This window comes from Streptomyces sp. NPDC033221, from assembly GCF_055577005.1.
Genome location: NZ_JBVIQN010000005.1, coordinates 119,367 through 133,824 on the forward strand (window position 1 = coordinate 119,367; position 14,458 = coordinate 133,824).

A 14,458-nucleotide genomic window follows, 5' to 3' on the forward strand; every position below is an offset into this window, starting at 1 on the left:
GGGCTCAGAGGCCCGTGTCTCAGCGGAGGCGGATCGCCTTCATCGCGCGCAGGCTTCGGTTCATGAACGCCGCGTACTTCTCGTCGTCCATGCCGAACGACGGGGCGAGCGGCATCAGGCGCTGGTGGGCGACGGTCTGCGCCTCGGTGTACTTCAGGATGCCCTCGGAGCCGTGGCGGCGGCCGAGGCCGGAGTCCCCCATGCCGCCCATCGGGGACTGGACGCTGCCGTAGCCCGCGGCGTACGCCTCGTTGACGTTGACGGTGCCGGTACGCAGCCGGGCGGCGACGGCGCGGCCCCGGCGGCCGTCCTTGGTCCAGACGCTGGAGTTCAGGCCGTACGGCGTGGCGTTGGCGCGGGCTACGGCCTCGTCCTCGTCACTGAAACGGTAGACCGAGACGACCGGTCCGAAGGTCTCCTCCTCGCACACGGCCATCGGGGACTCGACGCCGTCGAGGATGGTGGGCTCGTAGAACAGCGGTCCGATGTCGGGGCGGTGACGGCCGCCGGCGACGAGCGTGGCGCCCTTGGCGACGGCTTCGTCCACGTGCCGGGTGACGGTCTCCAGCTGCCGTTCGCCGACCAGCGATCCCATGTCGGCGCCGTAGGCGAGGGCATTGCCCAGGCGCATGGCCTTCGTGCGGGCGGCGAAGCGCTCCACGAAGGCGTCGGCTATGGACGCGTGGACGTACAGCCGCTCTATGGAGATGCACAGCTGGCCGGCGGAGGAGAAGCAGCCGCGTACGGCGCCCGCGGCGGCCTTGTCCACGTCGGCGTCGTGCAGCACCAGCATGGCGTTCTTGCCGCCGAGTTCGAGGGAGACGCCGACCAGGCGGGCGGCGGCGCCCTGGGCGACCTCGCGGCCGGTGCGGGTGGAGCCGGTGAAGGAGACGTAATCGGCGTGCTTGACGACCTCGGGGCCGATGACCGGCCCGTCCCCGAGGACGACCTGCCAGACCTCCGGGGGCAGCCCGGCCTCGATGAGCTGCTCGCGGGCCCACAGAGCGGTCAGCGCGGTCTCGGTGTCGGGCTTCATGACGACGGCGTTGCCGGCGGCGAAGGCGGGCAGGGCGTCGCCGACGGACAGCTCGAAGGGGTAGTTCCAGGGTGCGATCTGCCCCACGACGCCGCGTGGCCGGCGCAGTTCGGTGACCTTGGTGAGGGTCGGTACGACGCCGGTGTGGCCGCGGGGGCGCAGATACGCGGGTGCCTTGCGGCCGTAGTGGCGGGCCGCGACGGCGACGGCCTGGATCTCCTCGTGCGCGTGCAGCCGGGCCTTGCCGGTCTCCAGCTGGATCAGGTCCAGCACCTCGGCCTGGCGGCGGAGGACCAGGTCGTGGAAGCGCAGCAGGACGGCGGCACGCTGCCGTACGGGCACCTCGGCCCAGGCGCGCTGGGCGGTGCGGGCCCGGTCGAAGGCGGTGGCGACGTCCTCGGGGGTGGACTCGGGGAGGTCCGCCAGCTTTTCGCCGGTGAACGGCGTGTGGTTGGCGGTCCGGCCGCTGCCGGTCACGCCGCGGGTGAGGCGGGTGACCAGGTGCGGGGTGACCACGTCGGCGGCGCTGCGGGTGCCGGCGGCGGCGCGGGCGACGGGGTTGCCGCCGGCGGGTGCCTTCCGGTCGGCGGCGGGGGCGTCGCCGGCGGTTGCGGAGGGGCGGGTTCCGGTGTCCTGCGAGTCCGTCATGCGGGCGAGCGTATGACGCGGGGGGCGCTTTGGGTACCCACCGGTAACGAGTTTTCACGCACTGGGCACAATCGCGCCAGCATTCACTGGCCACAAGGCCGCTGTGCTGCGGCCTTGCCCGTACGGGACGGTCCGGCGACCGGCGCCCCGGCCGGACTCGGATGTCCCGGATCTTCGGGAACTTCACCCTGTCCGTGAACAGCTCGTCGCCGTCCGCGCCGACTGTGGCACTCGTCCCGGCGTCACCGCGCACAGCACGGGATCAGCCGCCCGGACCGGGCGTCACCAGGTGAAAGGTGCGCAGGGCGACCGTGAAGTGCCGTTGTGCCCGGTTGCGTTCGGCGAGTGGCGCGGAGACCCATACGTCGTACGTCCGGCCGTCCTCCTCCCAGCTGAGGTCGTAGGTGTGCCGGGGGCCGCCGTCTCCCGGTCCGCCGTCCCAGGTGAACTCCCACAGGGCGGCGGGCCGGCCGCGGTGCGTGGCGCGGGTGACCGTGCCGTCGCGGTAGCCGGGGTAGCGGTCGGGGCCTTCCGCGTGGGCGCGGCGCATCGTGTCCAGCGGGCCTGCGGAGGACTGCTTCTGGATGTGGATGCCGAGCCGGTGGCGCTTGCCCGCGGAGTAGTAGAAGACGCGCGGTTTCTCGTACGAGCGGGAGAAGCCGTCGGGGACGGCGAGGGCAAAGCCGAGCGGGTCGCGCACCATGCGGTAGCCCGGCGGGGCGGTGGCGGTGCTGCCGGGGGTGGGGGGCGCGGTGGCCGTACCGGGACTGCCCGAACGTTCCTGTGACGGCTGAGACTGCGTGGGACGCGCATACGTGGGCCGGGGCCTGCCGTCCGTGGCGCCACCCCCGTCCCTGAGGAGCAGCGCCGCGAGGCCCACGCCCGCACCCGCCAGCACACACCCGGCCAGGCTCGTGAGGAGCACGGTGCGGGCTCGACCTGTGTGCGGGCGGGCCGCGGCTGCCAGCGCGCGGTCCGCGAGGGCGTCCGGTATCGGAACGCCGTGCGGACGGCCCGGTTCGGGCAGGGGCACCGGGCGTTCGGGGACGGCCGGCGGGGAAGGCGGCGTCTCGGGGGAACGGCCCGACTGGAGATATCCACGCAACAGCCGTTCCGTGCCCGGGATGTCCAGCCGCCGGTCCGGGTCGCGCTCCAGCAGGCCGCGGACCACGGCCAGCAGCGGGCGGGCCGGTTCCGGCAGTTCGATCTCGTCGTGCACGACCGCGCTCAGCACGCCGCCCAGCGAGTCGCGGTGGAACGGCGAGTGCCCGCTGAGCGCCGCGCACAGCAGCGCACCGACCGACCACAGGTCCGCCGCCGGCCCGGCACGCCGGCCGGCCGCCATCCGCTCGGGCGCGGTGTACTCGGGCGAGCCGACGAACCCGCCCGCCTCGCTCAGCGTCGGACCGCCGGGAACCTGGGCGACACCGAAGTCGGTCAGGACGACCCGGCCGGTCCCCTCCTCCAGCAGGACGTTGGCGGGCTTGAGATCCCGGTGCAGGACCCCGCGCGCGTGGGCCGCCCGCAGCGCGCCGAGCAGGGCCAGGCCGATCCGCGCCACTTCGCGGGGCGCGAGCGGTCCGCCGCTGGTCAGCCGGTCGGCGAGGGAGCCGCCGTCGACCAGTTCCATGACGATCCAGGGGCGGGCGTCCTGTTCGACGACGTCGTGCAGGACGATCACGTTCGGGTGTTTGATCTGCGCGACGGTACGGGCCTCGCGCATCGCCCGGGCCCGCTGCACCCCGGGGTCCGCGTCGGCCGGGCCGTCGTCCAGGTGCAGTTCCTTGACCGCGACCTGGCGGCGCAGCATCTCGTCGGTGGCGCGCCAGACCGTTCCCATGCCGCCGTGGCCGAGCCGTTCGCCCAGACGGTAGCGGCCGGCGATGAGCCGGCCCTCGCCCCGCAAGCTCCCCATGGAGTCATCTTGCCCCACCGGGTGGGCGCCGGCGGCGGATGTCGGGGAGGTATGCGGTGTACGAGAGGCGCACGGGGCGGTTGCGCACGATTGGGGCGCGCGCCCGCGGGCAGGGAGTGGGGAGCCAGGCCGGACGGTGTGCGGTGCGGCGCGGTGAACCCGTGTACGGCAGTGCCGCACGACACACGCGGGGGAACCTCCGCCGCCTCTGCCGCCGTCCTTGAAACAGTGAGGCGGCAACAGCACACGGCAGCGGGAACAGGGCAGTGAGCAGTGGCAGTCGGCAGCACAGGGGCTCTGGGCACGGCATGGCGGATCGGGGGTCGGACATGGTGATGCAGGACGGCGGTGCCGTGGACGTCCGGCCCGGTCCCGACCCGGGTCGGGCGGCGGCCGGGCACGAGCGCGCGTACCGCACGGCGGGGGCCGCCCTCGCCCTCTACGGCGGCGCGCTGACCGCGTGGACGGTGTACGGGATCGTCCAGGGCGACGGCAGTGTCTGGGACTTCTTCGAAGGGCTCTTCAACCCGCGCGCCTCCTTCTTCATGTGGGCGCTCGGGCCCGGCGAATGGGCCCTGGTCGTCGCACTGCTGGCGGTCGCGGCCGGCACGCTGGCCCTGCGGCGGGTAGCGCGTACGGGGGCGCTGCTGCTGGGCTGGGTGATCCTGGCCCAGTCCGCGCGCGAGCTGGTCGGCCTGTGCCACGCCGGGTACCGGCAGTCGTACGCCCTGGAACCGCTCGGCGGCTGGGTTCTGGCGACGCGGACCCTGGGGCTGCTGGCGGCGCTGGTCGTGGTCCTGTCGCTGCACCGGGCCACCGAGGGGGCGGGAGCGGTGGGGGACACGTCGGCCGCGGCCCGCGCGGACGCCGCGGACGCCAAGGGTGTGAGGTACGGCGGCGACCGCGGCGCCCGGCCCGCGGCGGCCGAACAGCCGAGCGCCGACGCCGACTCCTGGTGGCGGCGCCGGCTCTCCCGTATCTGCGGGGTGCTCTTCCTCGTCATGGCCGCCACGCGGCTCGCCTGGACGGCGTGGGGCATGGCCGGGGAGCGCATCGACCTGGGCACCTACCTGCGCAGAGCGGTGGACGGCTCCGTGAACGGAGCCGTCCAGCTCTCCCAGTCCGGCGAGTTCACCACCCTCTCGTCGGTGACCGTCCTGGCGGTGCTCGGCGTGCTCGCCGTCCGCAGCAACCGCGATGTGCGCGGCGCGCTGCTGGTGTTCGCCGCGGTCGAGCTGTACCTGACCGTGCGGACGGTGGTGCTGCTGACCGTCACCGGGTTCTTCGGCGGCCCGTTCGTCACGGGCGAGAGCGCGATGTCACTGGTGATGACGGCGTACGAACTGGCCGCCACGACCTCGGTGGTGGTCCTGGCGACCGGCCGTTCGTTCAGTGCGTACGGCTCCTACGAGAGCCGGCTCAGCGGCCCGTATGGCGGTGGAAGCCATCGATCATGGCCTGACGGCCGGGCAGGTTGAACTCCCGGCCCAGCGTCCGCATGATCGAGTCCTTGGTGGGCCGGTTGAGGCCGCGCGGGAAGTACCCGCCGCCCTCGAACGCGCCGACCTTGCCGCCGTCCGGCGACTCCTTGCCCAGGTAGCGGTACCACTTCGCCTTCTTGGACTTCAGCTGCGCGGCGCTCATCTTGGTGATGTTGGGCGCGGTCGGCTCGGGCCCGCTGTACGTGTCGTTGGTGTCGTACACGTACTCGTCGGCCAGCTTGCCGAGGGAGTGCCCGGTCTCGTGGACCGCCACCTGCGCGGAGTCGCGGTGGCCGGAGGAGGCGGTGGCGATGCCGTCGTAGCCCACGGGCGAGGTGATGTCGTTGTAGCCCGCGCCGCCGTACTTGGCGGAGTTCCCGAGGACGATCACGAGGTCGGCGTCCGGGGCCTTGGAGGCGTACGACTCGACCTTGCCGGTGTCCACGCACAGCAGCCGCTCGATGTCGTCGCACCAGAAGCGGGCGTCCAGCGCGGTGTCCTTGACCACGCCCTTGGACGGGTCACCGGAGACGCCGGACTGGTTGGAGACGGCGTCCACGGTCCAGACGTTGAACAGCGAGCGGTTCGAGGCGTACGGCTCGACGGCGGAGATCTGCGCCCACTTCGCCTTCGCGTCGGCGTGGAAGTCCTTCTGCTGGCCGAGGGTGTAACCGTCGCCGATGATGACGACGTCGACCTTCTTCGCGGTGGCGCCCTTGCGGATGACCGAGGTCACGGTGCCGTCGGCGGCCAGCTCCGCGCTGGAGCGCGCGCGGTGGGCGCTCACCAGGCTCTTGGGCGTGGCGGCCGGGACGGTGGTGTGCCGGGGGTGGCCCTGCGGGGTGAAGTACTCGACCTGCTGGGTGCCGGCGGCGGCGGGCGGGGAGGCCGGGGCGGCAGCGGGGGAAGCCGAGGCGGTGGGGGCGGTGGCGGCCAGGCCGCCGACGAGCGCGAGGCCGGCCGCGGCGGCGGCCACGCGGATTCCCGTACGGCGGCGCGAGGCCGCCCGGGTCCGTATGCGGGTCCGTATGGAAGTGCCGGGTGGTGTGGGGATACGCCGGGGTCTGTGCACGAAGAAGCCTCCGAAGCGTTGCCGAGCCGTGCCCCGGTGGGGCCGTGCTCCGAGGGGGGTGGCCCGCGCGACGCCCGACGGGCGGGCGTGCGGCGGATCGCCGACAACCTAGAGGCGGCAGTGACGGGAGGCAACGGGCGGGGCAGAAGTTGTCCGGAGGTGAGCGGACCGGCGCCGCTGTCAGGGCCGGAAGCAGGTGGCCCGGCCGACACGGCGACGGCCGTCGCGTGTGGGGGTCGCGGCGGCCGTCACTGTGAGCTGCGCCGCCCGGACGGCTTGTGGCCCCCTCGGTGGTGCAGCATGAAAGGCACTCTGCCCGCGGACGCCGCCTCATGGCATCCTCCGCAGGTCGTGCACCGACCCCCGCCGTCCGGCGGGGGTCGGTGCACCACGCACGGGCAGGCCAGAGGACGCGATGCAGAGAGGGGCGGCCGGTGATCCGTGTCGCGGTGGTGGACGACGAGCGGCTGGTCAGATCCGGGCTGCGGATGATCCTGGGCACCGCCCCGGACATCGAGATGGTCGCGGACTGCGGCGGCGCCGAGGCCGTGGACACCGTGCTGGCCAGCACGGCGGACGTCGTACTGCTCGACATCCGGATGCCGGACGTGGACGGGCTGACCGTGCTGCGCGGGCTGCGCGCCGCTCCCGAACCGCCCGCCGTGGCCATGCTCACGACGTTCGACGCGCAGGAGTACCTGACCGCCGCGCTGCGCGAGGGCGCCGCCGGTTTCCTGCTCAAGGACTCCGACCCCGGACAGCTCGTACGGGCCGTACGGACCCTCGCCGAAGGCGGCAGCGTGCTGGACCCCGGCGTCACCCGGGCCGTGATCGGCGGCTTCCTCACCGCCGAGGACCAGGCCGCGGCGGCCCGTGCCGTACAGGCGCTGACGCCACGGGAGTCCGAGGTGCTGGCCCTGCTGGGCGAGGGCCTGGGCAATGCGCAGATCGCCGACCGGATGGGCCTGGCGCCGAGCACGGTCAAGGACCATGTACGGGCGCTGCTGGGCAAGCTGGGCGGCCTCAACCGCGTCCAGGCGGCGATCCTCGCGGACCGCGCCGGCCTCGTCCCGGGCGGCCCCCGATGAGCGGCCTCCCCGGAGGCATACGCCGGGCCGTACCGCTCGTCGTGCCGATGCTGCTGTCCATGGCCGACGCGTTCCTCGTCAACGGGCTCGACCTCGGCCTGGAGTCGGGCGTCTCCCTGGTCGCCGCCGCCGCGCTGCTGCTGCGGCGCCGGCTGCCGCTCGCCGTCTTCCTGATCACCCTGCCCGGCCTGTACATCGGCTACATCTGGTTCGCGCCGATGATCGCCCTCTACACCCTCGCCGCACTCCGGCCGGGCCGCGCCCGGCTCGGCGTCTGCGCCGGTCTGCTGATCGCCGCGCACTTCCTCCCGTACCCGCTCTCCGACCTGGACCCGGGCGCGTACCGCGAGAACATCCAGGTACTGATCGACGCGACGGTGACCTCGGCCGCGCCCATCGCCCTCGGCCTGCTGGTGCGCACCCGCCGCGAACTCGCCGCCCGCGTCGACGACCTGACCCGCAGCCTGCGCCGCGAGGACCGGCTGCTCGCGGACCGGGTGCTGGCCACCGAGCGGGCCCGGCTGGCCCGCGAGATGCACGACGTGGTCGCCCACCAGGTCAGCCTGATCAGCCTGCAGGCCGGGGCGGTACAGGTGAGCACCGGGGAGGACGCCGCGCGGGAGTCGGCCCGGACGATCCGCGAACTGTCCGTACGGACCCTGGAGGAGCTGCGGCACATGGTGGGCATCCTGCGGGCGGCCGGCGGCGGCAGCGCCGACGCGCGGGAGCTGGCGCCGCAGCCGGACCTGGCCGAACTGCCGCGGCTGATCGAGATGAGCGCCCTGGACGTCGATTACGAGCACGAGGTGCCGGACGGGACGGGCGGGGCGAAGGCCGTGGAACGGGCGGCCTTCCGCACCGTCCAGGAGGCGCTGACCAATGTACGCAAGCACGCGCCGGGCGCGCGGGTACGGGTGCGGGTCGCGGCGGTGGGGGCGGAGCGGGGGCCCGAGGGGGAAGGCGGAGGGGACGGGCCGGTGGTTCCGCGGGGGCTGCGGGTGGAGGTGCGCAACGGGCCGCCGGACGCCTCCACACCGGCTCCGGCGCTGCCGGGCGGCGGCCACGGCCTGGTCGGCCTGCGCGAGCGGGCCCAGAGCCTGGGCGGGCTGCTGGAGGCCGGGCACACGGCGGACGGCGGATTTCTCGTACGGGCGGAATTCCCGCGGGACGCGGGGTGAGGACACGTGGTGAGGGTGCGGGGCGGGGATCTCGCTGTGTTTACGGTGAGTTGAATGGGTCAGGAGCAGAAAGGTGGACTCCGACCCGGAATTCACGTGCGGTAAGTAATCAATGCGTTACGTCAGGTCACGCAGGGCGGAAAGCGCTACCGCCGGACAACCTCGCCCCCGGCGGCTCGCGGGGCTACGCGGACAGCGGGGCGGCGCCCTCGTCCACGGCCGTGCTCAGGTCCGGGTAGACCTCGAAGAGACGCCGCACGCCGAGCGCCGCGAGCACCCGGTTGACGTGCGAGCCGTCCACCGCGCCCTGGGCGGGCAGGATCAGCCGCAGCCGTCCCTGGCAGGACCGCATCAGCCGGCGGGCGGCGATCAGCACGCCGACGCCGCTGGAGTCGCAGAACCGGACCTCGGAGAGGTCGAGCACCACGCTGCGGCGGCCGTCCGCGACCGCGTCGTGCACGTGCTGGCGCACCGCCGGCGACGTGACCAGGTCCATCTCACCGGAGACCTGCAATACGGCCCAGCGGCCCTGCTCGCCTTCTGCCACCTTCAACGACACGCGCTCGAAGCCTTTCGCTCGCTTGCGGACGGGACACCTCCGGCACCCACCGGAATGCGCCCTTCCCGCCTCGACTGCCCGGCCGTTCTCCCCTGAAACTCTTCAGAATTCTTTGCGCAACGGTCCGTTCCCCTCCAAGGCTATGCCCAGTGAGCGGGGAACTTTCCCCGGGAACCGGTCACACACGGATAACACATCGGCAGATATGGACACGAACGGTTCCGCTTCGATCCGCTACGAGCGGGCATTACCACCAAAAGTGACCGTCTCCATACCATCCGTCAGCCTTCGACAGTGCGGGTTTGCCGCAAAGGGGCGTCAATGTCGGACCGGACCACTACATTCGGTGGCACGGTGGAGTGCGGGCCGTGCCGGGGCACGGCGGCGGCGAGGGAGGGGGCCGGATGGGACATGACGCACCGCCGCGCTGGGACAGGCGGATGCAGCAGCGGCTGGCGCGCGGCGAGGCGGCCGCGCTCGGCGAGCTGTACGACCGGTTCGCTTCGCTTGTGCACAGCCTTGCCCGCCGGGTCCTGGGCAGCGAGACGGCCGCCGACCGCATCACCCGAGAGGTCTTCGGCTACATCTGGGAGAACCCCGACTCCTACGACCCCAAGCAGGGTTCGCTGCGCTCCTGGGTGGCCCAGCTCGCCCACCGCCAGTCCGTGCACCGGCTGCGCCAGGCCGAGGCCGCCTCGGCCCTGGACCGCGGCAAGGACGCGCCCGAACCCGCCGAGCTGGAGCGCCAGATCCGCGCGGCGTCCACCGCCGCCCGCGCCGACTACATCGTCACGTCCATGCCCGCCCCGCTGCGCGCCGCACTGGAGCTGGCGTACTTCCAGCGCCGCGACTACCGCCAGACCGCCGCCGACCTGGGCGTCACCGAGGACGAGGCCCGGCGCCGGCTGCGCCTGGGCCTCCAGCTGCTGTCCACCGCGCACAACCACCAGGCCCTGCCGGCCGCCGGTTCGGGGGAGTCCCCACCGTGCGGCCCCGGAAAGGGGCGGCCGCGGTGAACGGCCCGGAGGAGTGGGACCGGCACGACCCGCGCGACCCCCACGAGCCGCACGATCCGGGAGTCCCGCGCGATCCGGGTGCCCCGAACGATCCGGGTGTACCGAACGGCCCCGGCACCGGCGACGCGTCCCGCTCCGGCGGCCGGCCCCGTATACCTTCCCCGCGCACCGCGGCCGAGGACAACGGGCCGCTGCCCGACGCGCCCCCGCCGACGGCGGAACCACCGGCACCGGACCAAGACCAGGGCCAGGACCAGGACCCGGCATCGCGCCCGGTACCGGACCCGCCATCGCCACCCCCGGTACCGGAGCTGCGGGCCCCGGAGTCACCGGCGTCCGGCCCCGCGCCCGCGCCGCCCCCGCACCGGGTCCTGAAGTCCCTGCTGGGCGCGTGGGCCCTGGCCGCCTGTTCAGCCGAGGAGACGGCCGCCGTCGAGGACCACCTGACGGACTGCGCGCCCTGCGCGGACGAGGCGCTGCGGCTGCGCGACGCGGTCGGCCTGCTGCACCCGGCCGACCCGCTGGACCTCGACCCGCTGCTGCGCTCCCGGGTCCTGGAGGGCTGTCTGGGGCGGCGTCCGGCCCGTATCCCCGTTCCCGAGTGGGCGGCCCCGTACGACGCGGAGACCGCCAAGCTGGACGCGCTGCTCAGCGACATGGGCGAGGCGGAGTGGCGGGCTCCGGTGCGGCTGCGCTGGTTCGAGGACGAACGGCCCGCCGAGCGGCGCGCCACCGTCGCCGCCGTCATCGGGCATCTGATGGCCGTGGACGGCCTGGTCGCCACGGCGCTGGGCCTCGGCGACCCGCTGGGCGCCGCCGCTCCGCCCGGTCCGGCCGGGCCCGACGACCGTACGGAAGCCTGCTGGCAGGCGATCGCGGACGGCCGTGCCCCGCACGCCACCCGCGCGCCGTGGCGCGAGCAGAGCCACACCCTGATCCGCACGGTGTCCTTCGCGGGCCACGGCATCGCCGAACTGGCCGTGCCCTACGGTGACGTCCGGCTGCCGCTGCGCGACGCCTTCCTGGACCGGGCCTTCGAGTGCTGGGTGCACGCGGGCGACATCGCGGAGGCGGTGGACTATCCGTACGAGGCCCCGGCCGCCGGGCATCTGCACCTCATGGTCGACCTGGCGGCCCGGCTGCTGCCCCGCGCGCTGGCGCACCGGCGCCGGGCCGGGCTGGCGCCGCCGCCGCGGCGCCTGGTCGAGGCGGGCGCGCCCGGCCGCACGCTGCATCTGGAGGTCGAGGGCAGCGGCGGCGGTCACTGGTACATATCCCTGGACTCGCCGGGCGCCCTCGGCACGCCGGACCACACGGTCGCGCACATCGCGCTGGACAGCATGGAGTTCTGCCAGCTGGCGGCCGGGCACGTGCCGCCGGAGGAGACGGCCGCCGGACAGCACGGCGAGCCGGAGGCGATCCGCGACGTGCTGTCCGCCACGGCCTCGCTGTCCCGCCTGTGAGCGGCCCCGTGTGCCCGCCGGCCGTTTCGCCGGCGGGCACACGGGCAGCGGCTGCTAAGCGAAGACGACCGTACGCGTGCCGTCGAGCAGGACCCGGCGCTCGCTGTGCCACTTCACGGCGCGGGCCAGGGCCTGGCACTCCACGTCCCGGCCGACGGCCACCAGCTGGTCGGGCGTGACGCCGTGGCCGACGCGCTCGACCTCCTGCTCGATGATCGGGCCCTCGTCGAGGTCCGCCGTCACGTAGTGGGCGGTGGCCCCGATGAGCTTGACGCCGCGCGCGTGCGCCTGGTGGTAGGGCTTGGCACCCTTGAAGCTCGGCAGGAAGGAGTGGTGGATGTTGATGATCCGCCCGGACAGCGCCTTGCACAGGTCGTCGGAGAGCACCTGCATGTAGCGGGCGAGCACGACCAGCTCGACGTTCTCCTCGCGCACCAGCTCCAGCAGCCGCGCCTCGGCGGCTGCCTTGGTGTCCCTGGTCACCGGGATGTGGTGGAAGGGGATGTCGTAGGAGCCGACCAGCTCGGCGAAGTCGGTGTGGTTGGAGACCACGGCCGCGATCTCGACCGGCAGCGCGCCGATGCGGGCGCGGAAGAGCAGGTCGTTGAGGCAGTGCCCGAACTTGGACACCATCAGCACGACGCGCATCTTCTCGTCGGCGCGGTGGATCTGCCAGTCCATCTGGAAGGAGTCGCCGACCGCGGCGAAGCTGGCGCGCAGCTTCTCCACGCTGACCGTGGCGTCGGCGCTGAAGTGGACCCGCATGAAGAAGAGCCCGGTGTCGTGGTCCCCGAACTGCTGGCTGTCCTCGATGTTGCAACCGGTCATGAACAGGTAGCTGGACACCGCGTGCACGATGCCCTGCTTGTCCGGGCAGGAGAGGGTGAGGACGTACTGGTCGGGGCTACTGGGCTGCGAGTCGCTCATGACCTCATAGGGTCGCACATTCCCGGCCGTGGTCCGTCCCGCGGCGGCGTCCCGTCAGGCCGTGGTGCCCTGGCCGCGCGTCATGATCGCCAGGACTTCGAGGGAGTGCGGCGCCACGTCCGGGTCCTCGCCGTCCGCCGCCGCCATCCGTACGTGCGCGTCGCGCGCGGCCCGTACCGCCTCCGGCCAGCCGTGGTGCTCCAGGTAGGCGGTCACCGGGGCGTCCGGGCCGACCTGGTGCATGATGCGCAGCACCCGCAGGACGGCGACGTCGACCAGCGACGCCTCCTGGGAGTCGCGGAAGATCGTGCCGACGTACTTCTCGGCGGACCAGTTGTCCAGCCAGGTGTCCTCGACGAGCCGGTAGACGGCGTCGGTGACGTCCCCGTACCCGGGAAGGCCGGCCAGCCAGGTCTCCTGCTGGAAGACGGGGTCGGAGAGCATGTGCAGCGCGGAGCGCACATTGCTGCGCCAGCGCCACCACGGCATGTCGTTGAGCGGCATGGCGCCCATGGTGGTCGAGCGACGGCCGCGACGGGAAGACTTCTCCGAACCTTGCACAGTATTCGATCGTACGTTCTCGGCCGATGATCACCGGTGGCCCCCCGGAGTTCACCCCGCCGTCACCGCCCGTTGCTGCGGCGTCACTCACCCGTTCCGGACGAAGCGGAATGCTCCGTGCACATGACCGGACGGCGACGCCCCTCCTCCCCCCGCCCCTTCCCCCGCGTCCTCGCAGCCGGCATGGCCGCGACGGCCTGCACGGCGGCCCTGGCGTCACTGCTCTCGGCCTGCGGCTCCCTCCCCGGCGGCTCCGGCGGGTCCGGCGGCTCCGGGGAGAAGGAGCCGCTCACCGTGATGACGTGGGCGCCGGTGGACACCAAGGCCACCAACATGCCGGGCATGCCCGCCATGGCGGAGGCGTACGCCCGCTGGGTCAACGCCCAGGGCGGCATCGACGGCCACCCGCTGAAGGTCGTCACCTGCAACGAGCACAACGACTCGGTGGCCGCCGCGCGCTGCGCGCAGCGCGCGGTCGACGTCGGGGCGGTCGCGGTCGTCGGCTCGTACAGCCAGTTCGGCCGCTCGTTCATCTCGCCCCTGGAACGGAACGGCATCCCCTACATCGGCGGCTACGGCGTCTCCGACGAGGAGTTCGCCAGCCCCTTGTCGTACCCGGTCAACGGCGGGCCGGCGGCCCTGCTGGCCGGCAACGGACGGCAGCTGGCGAGCGTCTGCGAACGGGTGTCGCTGGTGCGCCCGGACACCATCCAGGGCGACAAGATGCCGGCCCTCCTGGGCGCGGGCCTGTCCGACGGCAGCCGCCCCGCCGCACGCGACATCCGCGCGCCCGAGGACGGCACCGACTACACCGACGCGGCCCGGGGCGCCCTCGACGGCGTCGGCGCCGCCACGGCCGGGCCGTCCGGTACGGTCGCGGCGGGCGGCGCGAAGGGCGCGGGCGGCTGTGTGACGGCCGCCCTCGGCGAGCGCACCGACACGTTCTTCGACTCCTTCCGCCGCCTCCAGCCCGACGGCTCGAAGGTGCGGATCGCCTCGGTGCTGGGCAGCGCCGGGCAGGCGCTGGTCGACCGGACGGGCGGCCGGTACGGGCCGCTGGAGGGCGCGTACCTGACCGGCTGGTACCCGGTCGCGAGCGACCCGCGCTGGAAGCCGATGCGCAAGGTCATCAACGACCATGCCTTCGGCGACAACCGCATCGACCCGGCCGATCCGGGCGTCCAGACGACGTGGATCGCCTATACGGTGCTGCGCGCGGTCGTCGAGCAGCTCGGCAAGGAGGGCGTGGAGGGCATCACGGCCCACACCGTGCAGCAGGCGCTGGACCGCGGCGACCGGGCCGTGGACACGGGCGGGCTGACGCCGAAGCTGCGCTGGCGCTCCGACGACATGCTCGCGGTGCAGGACTTCCCGCGCATAGTGAACGGGCTGGTGACCTACCAGGTCGTACGGGAGGGGCAGCTGGTGGCGGCGAAGGAGGGCTTCGTGAACGTCGCCGGGACGCTGGAGAAGCCGCGGGCGGACGTCTGAGGGAAGCCGAGGGCGGACCTCCG

The 14,458-nt window shown here is 73.5% G+C and carries 12 protein-coding genes; 6 read left to right on the forward strand and 6 right to left on the reverse strand.

All coding sequences use genetic code 11. From position 1 onward, the window contains the following. Positions 1–19: 19 nt before the first annotated feature. Entirely contained in the window at positions 20–1,684 is a 1,665-nt protein-coding gene (locus tag ACZ53K_RS08225) for a succinic semialdehyde dehydrogenase (RefSeq protein WP_468832938.1), read from the reverse strand. Positions 1,685–1,946: 262 nt separating this feature from the next. Then, the gene (locus tag ACZ53K_RS08230; protein WP_468832939.1) at positions 1,947–3,599 is read right to left on the reverse strand and encodes a serine/threonine-protein kinase; all 1,653 of its coding nucleotides are present in this window, start codon (positions 3,597–3,599) and stop codon (positions 1,947–1,949) included. Between the two features lie 329 nt (positions 3,600–3,928). On the opposite strand from ACZ53K_RS08230, the gene ACZ53K_RS08235 reads away from it, so the two are divergent. Beyond that, positions 3,929–5,077, forward strand: a complete 1,149-nt coding sequence (locus tag ACZ53K_RS08235; RefSeq protein WP_468832941.1) for a hypothetical protein — start codon at positions 3,929–3,931, stop codon at positions 5,075–5,077. Here the strand turns inward: ACZ53K_RS08235 and ACZ53K_RS08240 are convergent. Further along, positions 5,019–6,056 carry a M64 family metallopeptidase gene (locus ACZ53K_RS08240; RefSeq protein WP_468832942.1) on the reverse strand — a complete coding sequence of 346 codons (1,038 nt, stop codon included), beginning with the start codon at positions 6,054–6,056 and terminating at the stop codon, positions 5,019–5,021. The two genes, ACZ53K_RS08235 and ACZ53K_RS08240, sit on opposite strands and share 59 nt — an antisense overlap. A 530-nt stretch (positions 6,057–6,586) precedes the next feature. On the opposite strand from ACZ53K_RS08240, the gene ACZ53K_RS08245 reads away from it, so the two are divergent. Together ACZ53K_RS08245 and ACZ53K_RS08250 are read left to right on the forward strand one after the other, a co-directional pair. Next, on the forward strand, positions 6,587–7,240 hold the full coding sequence (locus ACZ53K_RS08245) for a response regulator (protein WP_468832943.1): 654 nt from the start codon (positions 6,587–6,589) through the stop codon (positions 7,238–7,240). Next, positions 7,237–8,418, forward strand: coding sequence for a sensor histidine kinase (locus ACZ53K_RS08250; RefSeq protein WP_468832945.1), 1,182 nt, complete (start codon positions 7,237–7,239; stop codon positions 8,416–8,418). Before ACZ53K_RS08245 ends, ACZ53K_RS08250 begins: the two co-directional genes overlap by 4 nt. 184 nt (positions 8,419–8,602) lie before the next feature. On the opposite strand, the gene ACZ53K_RS08255 is transcribed toward ACZ53K_RS08250, so the two are convergent. After that, positions 8,603–8,977 (reverse strand): STAS domain-containing protein, encoded by a 375-nt coding sequence (locus tag ACZ53K_RS08255; protein WP_468832946.1) that lies wholly within the window; start codon positions 8,975–8,977, stop codon positions 8,603–8,605. Between the two features lie 404 nt (positions 8,978–9,381). On the opposite strand from ACZ53K_RS08255, the gene ACZ53K_RS08260 reads away from it, so the two are divergent. After that, on the forward strand, positions 9,382–9,993 hold the full coding sequence (locus tag ACZ53K_RS08260; protein ID WP_468832947.1) for a sigma-70 family RNA polymerase sigma factor: 612 nt from the start codon (positions 9,382–9,384) through the stop codon (positions 9,991–9,993). Continuing rightward, entirely contained in the window at positions 9,990–11,456 is a 1,467-nt protein-coding gene (locus tag ACZ53K_RS08265; RefSeq protein ID WP_468832948.1) for a zf-HC2 domain-containing protein, read from the forward strand. Before ACZ53K_RS08260 ends, ACZ53K_RS08265 begins: the two co-directional genes overlap by 4 nt. A 54-nt stretch (positions 11,457–11,510) precedes the next feature. Here ACZ53K_RS08265 and purU read toward each other — a convergent pair whose 3' ends face one another. Beyond that, a complete protein-coding gene (gene purU, locus ACZ53K_RS08270; RefSeq protein WP_468832950.1) occupies positions 11,511–12,383 on the reverse strand; it encodes a formyltetrahydrofolate deformylase in 873 nt (290 codons plus the stop codon). Positions 12,384–12,437: 54 nt separating this feature from the next. Beyond that, positions 12,438–12,887, reverse strand: coding sequence for an SCO4402 family protein (locus ACZ53K_RS08275; protein ID WP_468832951.1), 450 nt, complete (start codon positions 12,885–12,887; stop codon positions 12,438–12,440). A gap of 180 nt (positions 12,888–13,067) precedes the next feature. Here ACZ53K_RS08275 and ACZ53K_RS08280 point away from each other — a divergent pair, with 180 nt between their 5' ends. Next, on the forward strand, positions 13,068–14,435 hold the full coding sequence (locus ACZ53K_RS08280) for an ABC transporter substrate-binding protein (protein ID WP_468832952.1): 1,368 nt from the start codon (positions 13,068–13,070) through the stop codon (positions 14,433–14,435). Positions 14,436–14,458: the final 23 nt, after the last annotated feature.

Coding starts and splice junctions, on each gene's coding strand:
- ACZ53K_RS08275 (WP_468832951.1), bottom strand. CDS start 12,887: ATGCCGCTCAACGACATGCCGTGGTGGCGCTGGCGCAGCAATGTGCGC.
- ACZ53K_RS08260 (WP_468832947.1), top strand. CDS start 9,382: ATGGGACATGACGCACCGCCGCGCTGGGACAGGCGGATGCAGCAGCGG.
- ACZ53K_RS08250 (WP_468832945.1), top strand. CDS start 7,237: ATGAGCGGCCTCCCCGGAGGCATACGCCGGGCCGTACCGCTCGTCGTG.
- purU (WP_468832950.1), bottom strand. CDS start 12,383: ATGAGCGACTCGCAGCCCAGTAGCCCCGACCAGTACGTCCTCACCCTC.
- ACZ53K_RS08280 (WP_468832952.1), top strand. CDS start 13,068: ATGACCGGACGGCGACGCCCCTCCTCCCCCCGCCCCTTCCCCCGCGTC.
- ACZ53K_RS08225 (WP_468832938.1), bottom strand. CDS start 1,684: ATGACGGACTCGCAGGACACCGGAACCCGCCCCTCCGCAACCGCCGGC.
- ACZ53K_RS08235 (WP_468832941.1), top strand. CDS start 3,929: ATGGTGATGCAGGACGGCGGTGCCGTGGACGTCCGGCCCGGTCCCGAC.
- ACZ53K_RS08230 (WP_468832939.1), bottom strand. CDS start 3,599: ATGGGGAGCTTGCGGGGCGAGGGCCGGCTCATCGCCGGCCGCTACCGT.